Source organism: Arcanobacterium wilhelmae (assembly GCF_029632765.1).
Taxonomy (GTDB): domain Bacteria; phylum Actinomycetota; class Actinomycetes; order Actinomycetales; family Actinomycetaceae; genus Arcanobacterium; species Arcanobacterium wilhelmae.
Map to the genome: position 1 here is coordinate 1,746,461 of NZ_CP121247.1, position 16,558 is coordinate 1,763,018.

Here is a 16,558-nt window from a genome sequence, read left to right on the forward strand (position 1 = left end):
TTTGGTAAGGTTTTGACATTCACTCCTATGGGTGAGGATCAGTTTCGGCCCGAGAGAGACGGGCCTGCAACGCGGCGCACCAGAGCGCGCGGCATCGCGCGCAGCGCCGCCGACGCCACCTTGTAGAGAGGGGTGGGCGTGGTAATGACGCGGCCCGCGCGGGCGGCGTCGAGCGCAGCGGCAACCACAGTTTCCGGCTCCGCAAAAACAAAACCCGGCCACTGCGAGGCGTCCACATGACTACGCTCGTGGAACTCCGTGCGGATCAAGCCCGGCGTCACGGCCGTAACATGCACGCCACGCGGGCCCAGCTCCGCCGCAAGCCCCTCAGAAAACGTGCGCAACCAGGCCTTATGTGCACTGTACGTGCCCTGCGCCGTCAGCGACGTCAGCGACGAAACGTTAATAATCGCGCCGGCGCCGCGGGCCGCCATCGCGCCTGCTGCTGCGTGGGAAAGAACGAGCGGCGCGCGCACCATCACGTCCAGAGCGTTGAGCTCGCGCTCCAGATCGCCACCCACAAAATCTTGCCCCAAGCCGAAACCCGCATTATTAACCAGCAAACCGATAGGGGAGGATTCGGAGCGAAGGCGCTCGGCCACGCGTGCGAGATCTACAGGGTTCGCGAGATCCGCCGGGAGGGCCTCGGCGGACGTGCCAAGCGTGTTGCGGATCTTCCCAGCGAGCTCCTCCAGGCGAGCGGCATTCCTCGCCACCAACACCACATCCGTATGCTCCGCCGCCAACTGCCACGCAAACTCCGCGCCAAGCCCCGCGCTCGCGCCCGTAATCAAAGCTGTACCCATACCGGCAAGAGTACCGCAGGGGGTGGGTCAGGCGACGGGAGGTGGGGCCGGCAGGGAACCGCGTCAACGGGAGCCGGGGCCAGCAGCGCCAGCCGCGCACCGGCGTCGGCGGGTAGGCTGGAGCCCATGAAGATCGCAACCTGGAACATCAACTCAATCCGCACCCGCTGGGAGCGCGCGCTGGCGGTGCTCGAACGGCACGAGCTCGACGTACTCGCCCTGCAAGAAATCAAGTGCAAACCCGAGCAGTTCCCGCTCGCAGCCTTCGAAGAGGCCGGCTACCACGTAGCCGCCCACGGCCTCAACCAGTGGAATGGCGTAGCACTGATCGCGCGCGAGCCACTCGAGGACGTGCGTACCGAGTTCCCCGGTCAGCCCGGGTTCGTGAAAGGCGAGGTTACGGGGACGGACCGCGAGTCGGCCGGCTACCTCGCCGGGCCGCTCGAGGCGCGCGCGATCGGGGCGCGCGTTGGCGGCGTGGACGTGTGGAGCGTGTACGTGCCCAATGGCCGCGCCGTCGGCGACCCGCACTACCACTACAAACTCGACTTCCTGCGTGCGCTGCGCGAGGCCGCCGCCAGCTGGCTTGCCGCCGACGCTGAGGCGCAGTTCGCGATCGTCGGCGACTGGAACGTGATCCCTACGGATGCAGACGTGTGGGACCCGGCCGCCATGGACCACGGGCTGTATTTGACCGACGCGGAACGCGAGGCATTCTTCGCATTCGAGCAGGTGGGCTTACAGGAAATGAGCCGCGCGTTCGCAACGAACTACACGTTCTGGGACTACCAAAAGCTGCGGTTCCCCAAGAATGAGGGAATGCGGATTGATTTCTTGTATGGATCGCCGGCGTTGGCCGCGCGTGCCGTTGCAGGCGAGATCGACCGCGACGAACGCAAAGGCAAAGGCGCCTCAGACCACGTACCCGTAATCGTCGAGTTCGAGTAGGCCACCTAGGTGCGCACCCGCAGGACGAGACGCCGCCGGATTCGAGGCGCGAAAAGCGAGATACTCCGACTACCTAAAATATTGGTCGCAAAATCGACGCCTCGAGCACTATATGGGGCTCGGCCCTTCAAAAAACGAACCAAAATTTTAGGTGCCCGGAGTATGGCCGTGAAACCGCTCGCTAGTCGAGTCGGATGCGCGGGTGGCCATCCGTGAGCGGGCGGCCATCATTCCACAGAATCGGCGCGAGATCCGCGAGCCACGTTTGCGCCGCTTCCTCGGGCGTGAGCTGGGGATCCAGGTGATAGGTCTGCGGATCAAACCAGATCGCGTCCGCCTCAACCGCGATCATGCCGTAGCTCAGGTACGGTCCATATCCGGGGATCGGCTCCTCCCAGTTCGCAGTAGACTGCGCGAGCGCCTCCTCCTCGGCCGAGAGCCTGGAACCCGAAGGGAATTCCGGGCGGGAGACAACCAGTGTGAAGATCCGGCGCTTCAACGGAGCGCGATAGTCCGGGGAAATGTACTGGCCATCCCAATCCTCCCCCGGGTTCCAGGTGCCAGCAGACTCGGCGGCCTCCAGCCCATCCGCAATCTCACCAGCGCGGTGCCCATCCCAATCCGCACGTGCCTCCAGCAGGCGGATCATCATTCCGTGGCGCGCCACGTGCACCACCGCTCCCCCGCCAATTTCGCTGCCCTGGATGAGGACCTCGCCGGGGGCGAGCCGCTCCGGCTCGCCCCCGGCCCCAAACACCTGCAACGCGTCTTCAAGCGCGCGCACCACACGGCGCACGAACTTCCCTTCCTCCGTGGGGCGCGGAAGTGAACGCGCGGCCGTACGCACAATCCGCGGGTCGAGATCCTGCTTCACTTCCCCGATCTCGGGCAGGTAACGCCGCTTCGTGAAGTTGTACCGCGCCACCCGGTAGTCATTCGCGAACGGCTCACGGTAGCGGGTGGCCCAAAACATGAGGTCCGGGGCGCGCTCAGCCGACGCCGACGCCGACGCCCCACCCAACTCCACATCGTCCAGCGCTTCCACGGCAGTTTTCGGGGTATCACTCCCGGCCAGGTCATCCTCGGGCGTTTCCTGCTCGGGCGCTTCATCGATCGACATCAGCAGGTCCACCGGCTCGAGCATTCCGTGGCTCTGACCGCGGTACAGATCCGGCCCGTACCCCAGATCAATCCACGCTTCAAAACGCGGCCCGTTGATCTGCGAAAACATACCATAATCTAGCGGAGGTTCGTCGCCCGATTCTTCAGCGCTCGTCTGTGCCCACTCCGCCGAGCGATCCCGCCACGGCCACGGCACACTCCGCAGCGCCATGTGCGTCTTCAACCGCCATTCAGTGCTGAGTTTCGGCGCCACAGAGACGAGATCCGTCCCGAACCCTGCACCAGTGCAACTCGAAAATTCGCCAACGAACCTCGAGAAGCTCCCATCGTTGCCGTAATGCACGAGCACCTGCCCCGCCGGGAAAATCGGGCGGCGCGCACCCTCCAGCTCCGGCCACGGCCGAAACGCGTGCCCCAGAAAAGCTTTGTTGCTGTAATCGGGCATCCCTGCCTCCTCGCAGTGGAACAACAATTTCCGCCCAGCATACACGAGGGGGCGAGGAAGCCTGAGCTTCCTCGCCCCCTCGCCTCAGTCAGGCACGAGCTTAGTCCCCCGCGAGCTCAGTTCCCGAACGCCGGGATCACAGCGCCATCGGCGTACTTGTCCTTGATGAACTTCGCGACCTCCGGCGAGTGCAGCAGCTCATCGAGCTTCTTCACGGCAGCCTTCTTCTCCGCCGGCGCATCCGCCTTCCACGCAAGGAAGTTCGCGTACGGGTTGTCCTTGCCGTCCTCAAGGGCGATCGCGTCCTTCGACGGCGTCAGCCCGCCCTGCAGCGCAAAGTTACCGTTAATCACCGACGCGTCCACCGAATCAAGCGTGCGCGGCAGGTTCGGCGCCTCGATCTCCTGGAAGCTAATGTGCTTCGGGTTGTCCTTCACATCGTGAATCGTCAGGTCCTTCTTCCCCTCGTCCACAGTGATCAGCCCCTGCTTCGCGAGCAGCACGAGCGCACGGTTCTGGTTCGCCGGATCGTTCACGATCGAAATCGTCGCACCATCGGGCAGATCCTTCAAATCCTTGACCTTCTTCGAGTAGACGGCGTACGGCTCAATATGCACACCCTCGCCGTGCTCGAACTTGTAGCCGAACTCCTTCACCTGCGACTCGTAGTACGGCAGGTGCTGGAAGTAGTTCGCATCCAGCTGGCCGTTGTCCAGATTCTTGTTCGGCAACACGTAGTCCGAATACTCCACAATGTCGATGTTCAGCCCGGCCTTCGCCGCGAGGTTATCCTTGACGAACTTCAGGATGTCGCCGTGCGGCACCGGGTTCACGCCGACCTTGAGGGTCACGGCATCGCCGGCCGCCGCCGAGCCCGAGGCTCCCGACGACGACGAACTTCCACACGCGCCCAGCGCGAGAGTAGCAGCGGCGAGAGTAGCGACGATAGCAAGCTTGCGGTTCATTATTTTTCTCCTATGAGTTTCGGCGGGCTCATCGCCCGTTTTCAGGTGTGGGGGCTGCGCCCCGAAACAGTTTGTTGGTGTGGCCCACCAGGTGGAGTTCTCCCCTGGGAAACGGGCCGGTTGCAGTGAACGCCAAACGCACACCGGCGTCGGCGGATTGCCGCGCCCACGAGGGCCGGCAGCGGATAAACCGATCCCGCTGGAAGTGCGGCCGCAGCCGCGAAGAAGGGATCCCGGTATGTCGCTCAGCGGTGGTCGACATACCGGCTGAGCATGTCTCCAACCATCTGGATCATCTGCACGATCACCACTATCACCACGATCGTGATCACCAAAACGTCAATCATGTAGCGGTTATAGCCGTAGTTGTAGGCCAGGCCGCCCAGGCCGCCGCCGCCAACCGCGCCACCCATCGCCGAATAGCCCACCAGCGTAATCAGCAGCACCGTGATCGACTGAATAATGCTCGGCAACGCCTCGCGCACCTGCATCCACAGGATCGACCAACCGGTAGCGCCCATCATCTCCAGGCCCTCGATCTTCGACGGATCCACGGCCACCATGTTCGACTCCACGAGGCGCGCGAAGAACGGCACCGCCGCCACCGTGAGCGGGAAAACCATGCCCTGCCAGCCCAGGTTCGTCCCCATGATGATCAACGTGAGCGGGAACAGCACGATCAGCAAGATAATAAAAGGAATGGAACGCCCCAGGTTCACGATAAACCCGAGCAGGCGGTTCACCAGCGCGTTCGGCGCGATCCCGTCCTTACGCGTGGCCACCACAGCCATACCGAGCGGCACGCCGAGCACCACGGTTGCAAGGCCCGAAAGCCCCACCATCAAGAGGGTTTCCCAGATCGACCACAGAAGCGAATCCGTGATCGCCGGGTTGTTCAACCACATCTGGTCGTTCATACTGCCGCCCTCTCTTCTACGTTCGCGCCGCGATCACGAAGCGCCGCAGCGATCTGCGTGGCCTGCGCCCCCGGCACCGATAACACCAGGCGCGCCACCTGTGCCTTCCCGACGGTCTCGAAACGGCCGGACGTGATATCCGCCCCGAGTTGCGCCGCGAGCTCCAGGATCGCCGACGCGGCCGGCTGGCCCGGAGTTGCGGAGAACGCGACGTCCAGTAGCGCAGTTTCCGGCGCAACGACGTCGGGCGAGACCCGCGGAGGCGGCACAAGTTCCGCGCCGAGGCGGGAGGTGACGTCCGAGACGACCTCTTCCACGCGACCCGTTTGCACGATCTTCCCGCGATCGAGCATGGTCACGTTGGTACAGATCTCGCGCACAACTTCCATCTCGTGCGTAATAATCAGCACGGTAACGCCGGTGCGCTCGTTGATTTCCGAGATCAGCTGGAGGATCTGGTAGGTGGTGGCCTGATCGAGAGCCGAGGTGGGCTCGTCGCACAGCAGCACCTTCGGGTTTGCTGCGAGCGCGCGCGCAATCGCGATGCGCTGGCGCTGGCCACCTGAAAGCTGACGCGGATACACGTTCCCGCGATCGGGCAGGCCCACAAGTTCGAGTAGCTCCGCCGCGCGTGCCTTGCGTTCCTCCTTCGGAACGCCCGCGATTTTCATCGGGTAGGCGATGTTCTGCGCGTTCGTGAGGGAATCGAGCAGGTGGCCGCCCTGGAAAACCATGCCGATCGCGCGGCGGGCGTTGCGCAGTTCGCTTGCGGAAACGGCTGCCAAATCCTGGCCGTCCACAACAATCCGTCCCGATGTTGGGCACTCGAGCGCGGTCAAGCAGCGGATCAGTGTGGATTTTCCTGCACCCGATTCGCCCACAATTCCGTGAATCTCACCGGCGGCAATCTCGAGCGAAATACCGCCCAGCGCCACAACCTCTGGGCTACCAGGGTAGACCTTGGTGACTGAATCGAGTGTGATCATGTCTTCCTCCATCGGTCCTAGCTGTAGCACCGCTCTTGCGCGGTTGCTGTAGCGTCATTGAGCTAGGTCTCTCAGCTACTCTTGATGGTCAAGTGGTTCCAGGTTAGGCACGAGGTCCTGGGGTGTCAAGATGTGGGGCAGAATCGTCCACATCTTGGACTGCGGCGGGATGGCAGGTTGCACTAGAGGGCGCGCATTGCGTTCGTCAGCGCTGGCCAGTTGGCCTGGTAGATCTCACCAAACGGCTGTGCGCCAACGAAAACTCCCGCCTTGCGCACGGCTGGATCCACGAACACGAACGAGCCCGACTGCCCAAAATGCCCAAACGTTTCGGGCGAGAAATCGCTTCCCGTCCAGTGCGGGGACTTGTGGTCGCGAATCTCCAGGCCCAGCCCCCACTGGCAATCCGCGTGGCGGCCATAACCAGGCACGATCCCAGAAAGGCCCGGCATAAACGGCGTGGTGGCACGTTCCACCAGCTCAGACGGCAGAAGCGTTGGGCTCAGGAGTTCGGCTGCAAACTTTGCCACATCGTCGGCAGAGCCGCGCGCGTCTTTCGCGATCGAACCACGCATCTGCGCCGTCGCCATGCCGAGCGGCGCGAAAAGCCGTTCCTCCATCCACGCCTGCGCACTCACACCAACCTCACGCTCGAACGCATCGGCGAGGAGGTCGTACCCGTAGTTCGTGTAGATACGCTTGGCGCCCACCCGGCCAATCGGCACCGTCGGATCCGGACCAACGCCCGAAGCGTGTGCAAGCAAATGCGCAATCGTAGAGCCCTCCGGCCCAGCGGGCGCTTCAAGCGAGAGCTGCCCCTGCGCCACGGCGATGAGAATCGCCCACGCCGCCATCGGTTTCGTGACCGAGGCCAGGGGAAATACTTGGTCCGGGTCGCCACAGATGGCCGTCACGCCTGAATCGTCAAGCGCGATATAGGCATGATCGAAGGGAAAGTTGTCGCCAGGAAGTGGTGTGGTACGCATGCTGGGATTCTACCGCGGGGCGGACTGCCGACGCCGGCAGGCGACTCCGCAGGACAATTTCCATGAGTCCAGGAGCAGCCTCTACGAGAGTGATCACCCTGGCGGCGCCATCACATGGCAGACTTAGCTCATGAACGAAAATCTCCCTGGGACCACTTCCCCGGCCCCCACCCCCTCACTCACTCCCGCCGGCGTGCTCGCCGAGATCGCCGGCTGGCCGAGCACACCGAACACCGGCCACAGCTCGCATACGCCTGCGGATTTCGCGGCCCTGGTCCGCGAGCGCGGCGAGGGCGCGCTATTCAAGGGGATCGACGAACGCCATCTCACAGCGTCGGCGATCGTGCTCAGCGAGGAGCTGGATCGCGTGCTACTCGTGTTCCACAAGAAGGCGCTGATGTGGTTGCAGCCGGGCGGACACCTCGAACCGACGGACGGCTCCCTGCGCGACGCCGGCCTGCGCGAGGCCCGCGAAGAGACCGGCCTGCGCGAGTTTTCGCAGGTCCTTCCAGTGCCTGCAGACATCAACGTCCATCAGCTCGGAGGCGGCTTCACCGCGTGCCGGGAGCACTGGGACGTCGGCTTTGTTGTGATCGCCTCCGCCGACGCCGATCTGGCGATTTCCGACGAGTCGGCCGGCTTGCGCTGGTTCCCAGTGGACGCGCTACCGGAGGGCACCGACGTCGGCGGGCGAGTACGCGCCGCCCTTACAGTCGCTCAAGCCGCCGAACGAAGGTATATCGATTCGATCGTCGCTGCCCGCGCCGAGGGAATGAGTAATGGGTCTGAAACGCTCGAATGGTGACATCACCACTCAAATCACCATTTCCTCAATGTGATCAGCGGCGGGTTGTTGCTTGTGCAACAACCCGCCGCTTCCATTTCACTTCACACGGAGCGTGAGCTCGTGCTTCTCGCCGCCGAAGCCGAGGGCATTCGGGCCCTTCGCCTCGAGCGCGGACGTATCGAGATCCGCCGGCTCCACCACCACGGTTGCACCGTCGGCAACCTGGCCGGCGAGGAGCATGCGAGCCAGCTGGTCACCGATCTCACGCTGGATGAGGCGGCGCAGCGGGCGTGCACCGAACGCCGGAGAGTAACCACCGAAGGTGAGCACATCGCGCGCATCGTCCGTCACCTCGAGTGTGATCCGCCGATTCTCGAGGCGCTTGGCGAGCTGGGCAACCTGCAACTCCACGATCCGCCCGATCTCGTTCACCGAGAGCGGCTCGAACACGATCACATCATCCAGGCGGTTCAGGAACTCGGGCTTGAAGTGCTCGTGTACCGCCGCCATCACGGCCTCCTGCTTGGCCGCCTCGTCCAGCTCTGCGTCCACAAGGAACTGCGAGCCAAGGTTCGAGGTGAGGATCAAGATCGTGTTGCGGAAATCCACGGTGCGGCCCTGGCCGTCGGTGAGGCGACCGTCGTCGAGAACCTGGAGCAGAATATCGAATACTTCCGGGTGCGCCTTCTCAACTTCGTCGAGGAGGATCACTCCGTACGGGCGCCGGCGCACGGCTTCCGTGAGCTGGCCGCCCTCCTCGTAGCCGACGTATCCCGGAGGCGCGCCGATGAGGCGGGCCACCGAGTGCCGCTCAGCGTACTCGGACATGTCGATACGGACCATGGCACGCTCGTCGTCGAACAGGAGCTCGGCGAGCGACTTCGCCAGCTCCGTTTTTCCGACGCCGGTGGGGCCGAGGAACAGGAACGAGCCGGTGGGCCGGTTCGGATCGGCAAGCCCGGAACGAGAGCGGCGAACAGCATCCGCAACCGCGGCCACTGCGCGCTTTTGCCCGATCAGACGATCCCCAATGAACTCTTCCATCTTGAGGAGCTTCTCGGTTTCGCCTTCCATCAGGCGACCAACGGGGATGCCGGTCCAGGCGGAGACCACCTCGGCGATCCCGTCCGCATCCACGCGCTCAGCGATCATCGGCTCAGCTTCGGAGGTATGCTCCGCCGCCTCACCTTCTGCGATTTGGCGCTCGACCGCTGGGATCTCGCCGTTTTGCAGGCGGCCCGCATCCTCGTAGCGCCCCTCGCGCAGGGCCTTCTCCAGTTCGGTGCGCAGCTCGTCCAACTTCACGCGCAGGTCGCCAACCTTGTTGCGCCCGGCCTTCTCGGCTTCCCAGCGAGCGTTGAGCGAGGCGAGCTCCTCGCTCTTGTCTGCCAGCTCGGCTTCGAGCTTTTCGAGGCGGTCCTTCGCGCCGGCGTCGAGCTCCTCTTCCGTATCCTCCAGGTAGGATTTCTCCATCTTCAGGCGGTTCACCTGGCGCTGGAGGGCGTCGATCTCCTCCGGGGAGGAATCGAGTTCCATGCGCAGGCGGGAGGCCGCTTCGTCGATCAGGTCGATCGCCTTGTCCGGCAGCTGACGCTCGGTGAGGTAGCGGTCCGAGAGCGTTGCGGCGGCCACGAGCGCGCCATCTGAGATCGTCACCTTGTGGTGGGCCTCGTACTTCGGCGCGATTCCACGCAGGATCGCCACGGTATCTTCCACGCTCGGCTCACCCACGTAGATCTGCTGGAAGCGGCGTTCGAGCGCAGGATCCTTCTCGATGTGTTCACGGTACTCATCGAGAGTGGTTGCACCGACGAGCCGCAGCTCGCCGCGCGCGAGCATCGGCTTGAGCATGTTGCCGGCGTCCATCGCACCCTCGCTGCCGCCGCCTGCGCCGACGACGGTGTGCAGCTCGTCGATGAAGGTGACCACTTCGCCGTCGGAACCCTTAATCTCTGCGAGCACGGCCTTCAGGCGCTCCTCGAACTCGCCACGGTATTTTGCGCCCGCGACCATGCCGGAGATATCGAGCGAGATCAGGCGCTTGCCGCGCAGGGATTCGGGCACATCGCCGTCTACGATTCGCTGGGCGAGCCCCTCAACGACGGCCGTTTTTCCGACGCCGGGTTCACCGATCAACACCGGGTTGTTCTTGGTGCGACGCGAGAGGACCTGCACGACGCGGCGGATTTCGCTATCGCGGCCGATCACGGGATCGAGTTTGCCTTCGCGTGCCATCTGCGTGAGGTCGGTACCGTACTTTTCGAGGGCCTTGTAGGTTCCCTCCGGATCGGCGCTCGTGACCTTCGCTGCGCCTCGCACGGCAGGCAGCGCCGAGGCGAGCTGCTCGCGGGAAACTCCGGCGGCTCGCAGGAGATCGCCGGCGCCCGACGTCGACGACGCGAGCGCCATCAGCAAGTGTTCCGTTGAAATAAAGGCATCTCCGAGGGCGGTTGCTTCCTTGCCTGCGTCGGCAAGGACGAGTGAGAGGTTGCGCGAAGCCTGCGGCTGAGCCACCGTGCTTCCCGACGACGCCGGTAGTGCGGCGAGCGCAGCCTGGGTGCGGCTCGCGATTGCGGCTCGGTTGGTGCCGACGGCGTCGAGTAGGCCGTTGGCCACTCCGCCTTCTTGTTCGAGCAGGGCGGAAAGAAGATGCACGGGCTCCAACTGCGGGTTGCCCGCCACCGTCGCCACCTGGATTGCGCTGGCGAGCGCCTCCTGTGACTTGGTTGTCAGCTTGTCCATGGATTCCTCCAAAATTTTCCCCGCGCTTCCCGCGCGGATTCATGCTTATCCGTTCTTCCGAACGCTTCTGAACTTGAGTGTATTCCGCTCAAGAAAAGATGTAAAGACCCAATTCAGCGAAGTTGCGGGCGTATCGTGTGTCACCCCTCGAGCCACGCTGATATCGAAGCACAGAAGAAATGCGATCATGAACACTCTTGCACTCTAGTGCATTTTTGCACTAGAGTGCAGATCATGGATCGCAGGACACATAGCGCGGCGGCAGAAATGCTGAAGAACACTCAGCCCGCGGATCACCCGTGGCACGAGGAAAAGTTCCTTGCCCGGCGTCGGGAAATCTCTCGCGCCGCAGTGAACCTCGCCGAGGAAACCCAATCGGTGGAAGCCGTATCGGTGGAGGAGATCGCCAAGGAGGCAGGGATCTCTCGGCGCACGTTCTTCAACTACCTCCCCTCGAAGATGGCGGCACTGCTCCTTCCTTACTTCATCGTGCGTTCAACCTACATGGGGATCGCAATTAGCCAGCCTGAGGAAGCTTCGGCACTTGAGGCCGTGCGGGCCGGCATCGAAGGGGCGATCGCACACGCGGACGATTTCGAGCTCGCCGCACGCTCCGAGCGGGTGTTGGCGTCGTTCGTTCACGCCGCAGGTTCCGGGGGCGAAATTCCCAACGCCGAGGCAACACAGTCGCATCTGCGAGCGCTCGAGGAAAACCTCGCAAAACGCGAGGGCGGGGAGAGCCCAATCGAGCTTTCTCTCATCATGTCGCTCGGCGATCACATCCTTCGCCTCGCACTCCGATCACATCTTGATGAGCGAGGGAAAAGCCCGTCGGAGGTCGTCGAGGAGGCATTCCTTTTCCTTGGGCGTTAGGTTCCCGTCTCTTTCCGAGAATCGCAGTGAAGAATGCGGTTCAGCGAAACTTTCACATCGGTCCACAGCCGTCATCACACCGGCAATCACACACTTCTCCCCTGCTCGATTCGCTACAACAACGAAGCGTCAGGGCGCGTTAAAGAATGGATACGCACATGACAGTCAAAAATCCGTGGCAAGCCCTCGCAACTGTGGTTCTCGGGGTGAGCCTGATCGTACTCGACGGCACGGTCACCTCGGTTTCGTTGCCGACGATCATTGCCGATCTCGGGCTCACACTCACTCAGGCACAGTGGGTCTCTTCCCTGTACACAGTGGTGTTCGCGGCCCTGCTTCTCCCTCTGGGCACGCTGGGTGATCGGATCGGGCGTAAAAAGATTTTCATCGCCGGGTTGCTCGTGTTCGCGGCGGCATCTGCGATGGCCGCAGCCTCGCGTACACCTGGTTTGCTGATCGCCGCGCGCGGGCTGCAGGGAATCGGCGGAGCGCTGGTACTTCCGTCTACCCTCTCCACGATCAACGCGATCTTCCGCGGCAAAGAACGCGCCACCGCATTCGGTATCTGGGGCGCAGCGATGGCAGGCATGGCCGCGATCGGCCCGCTGCTCGGCGGCTGGCTGACCACCGATTTCACCTGGCCATGGATCTTCCTCATCAACGTGCCGATTGTGCTTGTACTCGCACCGTGGGCGATGTGGGTTCTTCCGGAGAATAAGGGCGAGCGTGAACCACTCCATATCGGCGGAGCATTGCTTTCCACTGTGGCGTTCGCGCTGATCGTTTTCGGCCTGATCGAGGCGACCACCTACGGCTGGTTCACACCCAAGCAGACCCCATCGTTCGGCTCATTCACCTGGACTGACGCGATCTCCTTCTCAACGGCGGCACTGATCCTTGGGGTCGTCATGCTTGTCGCTTTCGTCATGAACCAAGTGGCCCGCAAGGGCGCGGGCATGCATGTGCTCCTCGATTTCTCCCTGTTTCGGATCCCTACGTTCTTCCGCGGAAACGTTGCGGCAATGACCGTTGCCACCGGCGAGTTCGGGATCCTCTTCGCTCTACCTCTCTTCCTGGTGAACGTTCTCGACCTGAGCACAATGCAGTCGGGCTGGATGCTCGCCTCTCTTGCGGTTGGTGCAATCGTCTCTGGTGGCGCGGCCCGTCACATGGCTCATGCGATCGGCGCAGTGGCGACGGTCGCGCTCGGCCTCGCCATCGAGGTGATTGGCATTGGGGTGACGGCGCTCCTCATCTCTCCCACAATCTCGTCCACACTGCTTGCCATCATGCTTGCGTTCTACGGATTCGGCACCGGCCTGGCGTCTGCTCAGCTCGCTTCTGTCGTCCTGGAGGACGTGCCGGTGGAAAGCTCAGGAATGGGCTCGGCGACCCAATCCACATTCCGCCAGATCGGCTCCGCGATCGGTGTGGCGCTCGCCGGAACCGCGATGGCCGCAAGCCTAGAAGCAAACCTTCCCGGAAAACTTGAAGGAGCAGGGGTGCCCTCGCAGGCCGTGGACGGCATGACTCAGGCGACGATCGATTCGGCCGGCGGAGCCATGGCAGCCCTCGCCAAGGGAAACGCTACGATTCTGGACGTCCTGCACGCAGCTTTTGCAAACGCACAGGTGGCGGTGATGCTCACGTGTGGAGCTTTCCTCCTCGTCGGTTTCATCGCCTCGATCTTCCTCCTCAAGGCAGATCGCGCATCGAAGGCTGAGCGGATCCATTCCGCACAGCAGCATCTGACTACCAACACAACCAGCGAAATAACGGACGCTCACAACACCGAGCTTGAAACCCACCAGGCGTTCCATGGCGCGCATCACAGCAAAGAGCGTTCGTACAGGCTGGACGCATAATTGACAGCCTTTTCCACCTGCGGCGCGATGAAGTGCGTTAGCACCTGCGGACACCCCGACCACCTCAACCACCGCGACATCGTCGAAGCAGACCTCGTCAGCCGCTCCTGCAACGTCAAACGCGCCTGAGGGTGAGCAGCAAGGTCAAGCACCCACGGGCGAGCGGCGCGCCCGATCGCACCGACGGCATAACACAGGCCTTCGTCGTCGCTGGCCTACACGGACGCGTCAAATCTCGGCTTGATGGGAATCGCAATGCTTAGCGTCACTGCTGGTGCCGCTATTGCGATCAACCGCCGGGCTAAGGACAACGCCTAGTCAATCACCGGATCGGACACTGGGGGCGGGGTTGGTTTTCACACCAACCCCGCCCCCGTTTTGCATATTTCCACCCTAATGTCACAAACGACACGCCGAAAACGTCCACAATTTCCGCCTATCCATTGACTACTTCTGTTTATCCTGGGACGATTGTGGAGTATGTGACAGCAGTGACCTCACACAATCACACGCACACAATAAGACGATAACGAATCAAGGATAAGTAAATGGCACGGACAAAAACCTTGACCACTGCGGCCGCCCTGGGCGCCGGCGTCGCGATGCTCGCACCGCTCGCGGCGCAAGCCGCACCCACAGCAGACAGCACAGGAAAGCTTCCGGTGGTGAACCCCTCACCGTCGAAGGCGCCGAACACTTCCAATCCCACGGCATCCACGACCACCGCCACGGAAACCGCACAACCCGTCGCATCGCCGTCGGCGGAACCGACACCCGAGCACCCCCTCACCCGTGCCGAGCTCGAGAAGGCGCTTGAGGAAGCGCAGGTCGCGCAGGCCGCAGCCCAGTCACGGTACGACGCCGCCGTCGCAGCAAACGAGAAAGCCCAGGCAGACGCCGACACGGCTCGCGAGGCCCTGACCGTCGCAAAGGAAAACCGAGATACCCTTGCCGCCCGCGTCCCCACCGATGAAGCCCTTGCTGCCGCACAGAAAGCCGCCGACGACGCACAGGCAGCGCTCAAGGCGAAGCAAGCCAAACTCGCCGACGCCGTCGCGAAGGCAGACGACACCAAGAAACTCGCACAGGCGGCCGAAAAAGAACAGAACACGCTCGCGGATTTGACGAATGCGAAAGCGGCTGCCGAGAAGGCCGCTACAGCAGCGAAAGCCGACGCTGCGAAAGCACAGGCTGCCGCCGACACTGCGAAGGCCACGATGGACGCGGCTGCCGACGCCGCCGACGTCGCCAAAGCTGCAATGAACGACGCCACCGCGAAGGCTGGCCCGAACGCGGGCAGCGCCGCCGTGAGCGCCGTGGCAGTGGAGGAAGCGAAGAAGCAGGTTACGGCCGCACAGGCGGCGCTTGACGCTTCGAAGGCCGCCGCCCAGGCTCAGCTCGCGAAGGGCTCACTCGGCTTCTTCCAGGAGCGCGCGAAGGCAGGCATCAACTCGGCGTCCCAGGCCGTGAAGGTACTCACGCAAGATACGACCTCAAAAACGGATGGCACCTCGATGCTGCAGTTTACCCGCATCGGCAAAGCGGGCGATGCCACGTCGCTGGAGAATATGCGCAAGGCGTTCGAACTGATCGAACGAACGAACGCGAAACGTGTGGCAGGCGGTGGCCGTGCGGGAGAAAACTTACAGCCACTCCTCGTCGATGATTACTTGACAGCACTGTCCCAACTCAACGCAAACTGGTCCAACAACCATCGCTGGGATCATGCGTTCCCACGCGCGTGGAAGGGTACGGAGAATCTCTCGCGCATGCAGCCAGATCCGGAAGGCGCGGTGAACTATTGGTATGACCGCGAGAAGGCGATCTACAACGCGATGCCGAATAAGGCCTCGCTCAATCGGCAAAGCTTCCTGGAGATTTACCGTTCCTCCCGCGATTTTTGGAAGATCGGCCACTACCTGAACATTGTTGATCCGACGCACACCGCGACGGGCGCGGGCTACTCCGGCAATTCCTCGAAGCACATCATGGGGATCAACAACGGCCAGTCCTCCTCCGCTGTGCCGCTTTCGCAGTACAAGAAGGAGTTCGAGGCGTACTATTCGCGCGTGACGGACGCTGCGAGGAACGGCTCGGCTGCCGCTCGCGATGCGCTCGCGACGGCGAAGAAGGCTCTTGCAAACACACAGGCTGGCACGACGCCTGAGAGTGTGGCGTTGGAGCGTGCGCGTGCGGCTTTCACCGACGCTGTGGCGAAGCGAGAGGCCGCCGCTGCGGAATGGAAGGAAGCGGACGCCGCGGCGAAGGCAGCAGCACAGAAGGCTGACGTTGCGGCGGCGAATGCACAGAAGGCCGCCGCTGCCGTGACGGCGCAGGCGAAGGTTGCGCGTGAGGCGACGGCCGCCGCGGATGCTGCGGCTGCGGCCGCTGGCGACGTCGAGGCGTATCTTCTTCCGCTTCGTCTCGAGCTGACGAAGGCGAACGACCAGCTCGCGGCGTTGCAGAAGGCTGTGGCCGATGCGAAGGCTGCGGATGCGGAGCTGGAGCGCCGTACGACGTCGGAGGCGAATACTCGCGTGACGGCTGCAGCCGCGAAGGAGACGCTGGCGACGGCTGCGTCCGCGCTCGACGAGGCGAACGCGGCGTTGAAGGCGGCGCGCGATGCGCTCGCAGCGGCGCCGGCCGAAGAGCCGGCAGCGTCGACGGAGCCAAGCGCCGAGCCGACGACGGAGCCGTCGGGAGAGCCAAGCGTCAAGCCGACGACAGCAGGCGCTGAATCGACGATGACAGCCACCGAACCGACCACCGAACCGACGACCAAGCCGACGGACGAGCCGACGGGCGACGTCCAGCAGGACGAGTACGCTGCAGATCCGGAGGAAACGCCGACGTCGGAGCCAACGCCGAGCCAGACGCCTACCGGAAACGCGCCAACCACACCAGCGCCGACTACCTCGGCGCCAGTAACGCCGGGCGCGCCGATGCGCGTGGTTCAGCCGAAGCGGGCACAGCTGGCGTACACGGGTGCATCGAATGTGGGGGCGATGTCGATGGCGGCAGTTGCCGGAGCGACCGGCTTGGGGCTGGTGGCGGTGCGCCGCCGGATGCGCCACTCGTAAAAATCGCACACGCAATCAACATAGGGAGCGGCGACT

At 63.3% G+C, this 16,558-nt stretch carries 12 protein-coding genes and 1 riboswitch; of the genes, 5 read left to right on the top strand and 7 right to left on the bottom strand.

Annotated elements, in window-relative coordinates:
- Window positions 1-38: 38 nt before the first annotated feature.
- Window positions 39-806 carry an SDR family NAD(P)-dependent oxidoreductase gene (locus tag P8A24_RS07805; protein WP_278058074.1) on the bottom strand — a complete coding sequence of 256 codons (768 nt, stop codon included), beginning with the start codon at window positions 804-806 and terminating at the stop codon, window positions 39-41.
- Between the two features lie 126 nt (window positions 807-932).
- Here P8A24_RS07805 and P8A24_RS07810 point away from each other — a divergent pair, with 126 nt between their 5' ends.
- Window positions 933-1,754 carry an exodeoxyribonuclease III gene (locus P8A24_RS07810; protein WP_278058076.1) on the top strand — a complete coding sequence of 274 codons (822 nt, stop codon included), beginning with the start codon at window positions 933-935 and terminating at the stop codon, window positions 1,752-1,754.
- Between the two features lie 181 nt (window positions 1,755-1,935).
- Here P8A24_RS07810 and P8A24_RS07815 read toward each other — a convergent pair whose 3' ends face one another.
- The 5 genes from P8A24_RS07815 to P8A24_RS07835 all read right to left on the bottom strand — a co-directional run bounded on the left by P8A24_RS07815 (window position 1,936) and on the right by P8A24_RS07835 (window position 7,175).
- Window positions 1,936-3,321: a hypothetical protein gene (locus P8A24_RS07815; protein WP_278058078.1), complete on the bottom strand. Its 1,386-nt coding sequence runs from the start codon at window positions 3,319-3,321 to the stop codon at window positions 1,936-1,938.
- 116 nt (window positions 3,322-3,437) lie between these two features.
- Window positions 3,438-4,286 carry a MetQ/NlpA family ABC transporter substrate-binding protein gene (locus P8A24_RS07820; protein ID WP_307014328.1) on the bottom strand — a complete coding sequence of 283 codons (849 nt, stop codon included), beginning with the start codon at window positions 4,284-4,286 and terminating at the stop codon, window positions 3,438-3,440.
- Between the two features lie 245 nt (window positions 4,287-4,531).
- Window positions 4,532-5,203, bottom strand: coding sequence for a methionine ABC transporter permease (locus P8A24_RS07825; protein WP_278058080.1), 672 nt, complete (start codon window positions 5,201-5,203; stop codon window positions 4,532-4,534).
- Complete coding sequence (locus P8A24_RS07830) at window positions 5,200-6,189, bottom strand: methionine ABC transporter ATP-binding protein (RefSeq protein WP_278058082.1); 990 nt, start codon at window positions 6,187-6,189, stop codon at window positions 5,200-5,202. The genes P8A24_RS07825 and P8A24_RS07830 overlap by 4 nt, the downstream gene beginning before the upstream one ends.
- Before the next feature lie 5 nt (window positions 6,190-6,194).
- Window positions 6,195-6,280: riboswitch (SAM riboswitch) on the bottom strand.
- Between the two features lie 91 nt (window positions 6,281-6,371).
- Complete coding sequence (locus tag P8A24_RS07835) at window positions 6,372-7,175, bottom strand: serine hydrolase domain-containing protein (RefSeq protein WP_278058084.1); 804 nt, start codon at window positions 7,173-7,175, stop codon at window positions 6,372-6,374.
- Between the two features lie 130 nt (window positions 7,176-7,305).
- On the opposite strand from P8A24_RS07835, the gene P8A24_RS07840 reads away from it, so the two are divergent.
- Window positions 7,306-7,980 carry an NUDIX hydrolase gene (locus tag P8A24_RS07840; RefSeq protein ID WP_278058086.1) on the top strand — a complete coding sequence of 225 codons (675 nt, stop codon included), beginning with the start codon at window positions 7,306-7,308 and terminating at the stop codon, window positions 7,978-7,980.
- A gap of 78 nt (window positions 7,981-8,058) precedes the next feature.
- Here P8A24_RS07840 and clpB read toward each other — a convergent pair whose 3' ends face one another.
- Window positions 8,059-10,704, bottom strand: coding sequence for an ATP-dependent chaperone ClpB (gene clpB / locus P8A24_RS07845; RefSeq protein WP_278058089.1), 2,646 nt, complete (start codon window positions 10,702-10,704; stop codon window positions 8,059-8,061).
- A 234-nt stretch (window positions 10,705-10,938) separates the two neighbouring features.
- On the opposite strand from clpB, the gene P8A24_RS07850 reads away from it, so the two are divergent.
- From P8A24_RS07850 to P8A24_RS07860, 3 genes are all read left to right on the top strand, one after another.
- Complete coding sequence (locus tag P8A24_RS07850) at window positions 10,939-11,577, top strand: TetR/AcrR family transcriptional regulator (protein ID WP_278058091.1); 639 nt, start codon at window positions 10,939-10,941, stop codon at window positions 11,575-11,577.
- A gap of 158 nt (window positions 11,578-11,735) precedes the next feature.
- A complete protein-coding gene (locus P8A24_RS07855; protein WP_278058093.1) occupies window positions 11,736-13,442 on the top strand; it encodes an MFS transporter in 1,707 nt (568 codons plus the stop codon).
- Between the two features lie 548 nt (window positions 13,443-13,990).
- A complete protein-coding gene (locus tag P8A24_RS07860) occupies window positions 13,991-16,522 on the top strand; it encodes a CAP domain-containing protein (protein ID WP_278058095.1) in 2,532 nt (843 codons plus the stop codon).
- Window positions 16,523-16,558: the final 36 nt, after the last annotated feature.

Coding starts and splice junctions, on each gene's coding strand:
- P8A24_RS07840 (WP_278058086.1), top strand. CDS start 7,306: ATGAACGAAAATCTCCCTGGGACCACTTCCCCGGCCCCCACCCCCTCA.
- P8A24_RS07830 (WP_278058082.1), bottom strand. CDS start 6,189: ATGATCACACTCGATTCAGTCACCAAGGTCTACCCTGGTAGCCCAGAG.
- P8A24_RS07860 (WP_278058095.1), top strand. CDS start 13,991: ATGGCACGGACAAAAACCTTGACCACTGCGGCCGCCCTGGGCGCCGGC.
- P8A24_RS07850 (WP_278058091.1), top strand. CDS start 10,939: ATGGATCGCAGGACACATAGCGCGGCGGCAGAAATGCTGAAGAACACT.
- P8A24_RS07810 (WP_278058076.1), top strand. CDS start 933: ATGAAGATCGCAACCTGGAACATCAACTCAATCCGCACCCGCTGGGAG.
- P8A24_RS07855 (WP_278058093.1), top strand. CDS start 11,736: ATGACAGTCAAAAATCCGTGGCAAGCCCTCGCAACTGTGGTTCTCGGG.
- clpB (WP_278058089.1), bottom strand. CDS start 10,704: ATGGACAAGCTGACAACCAAGTCACAGGAGGCGCTCGCCAGCGCAATC.
- P8A24_RS07820 (WP_307014328.1), bottom strand. CDS start 4,286: ATGAACCGCAAGCTTGCTATCGTCGCTACTCTCGCCGCTGCTACTCTC.
- P8A24_RS07825 (WP_278058080.1), bottom strand. CDS start 5,203: ATGAACGACCAGATGTGGTTGAACAACCCGGCGATCACGGATTCGCTT.
- P8A24_RS07805 (WP_278058074.1), bottom strand. CDS start 806: ATGGGTACAGCTTTGATTACGGGCGCGAGCGCGGGGCTTGGCGCGGAG.
- P8A24_RS07835 (WP_278058084.1), bottom strand. CDS start 7,175: ATGCGTACCACACCACTTCCTGGCGACAACTTTCCCTTCGATCATGCC.
- P8A24_RS07815 (WP_278058078.1), bottom strand. CDS start 3,321: ATGCCCGATTACAGCAACAAAGCTTTTCTGGGGCACGCGTTTCGGCCG.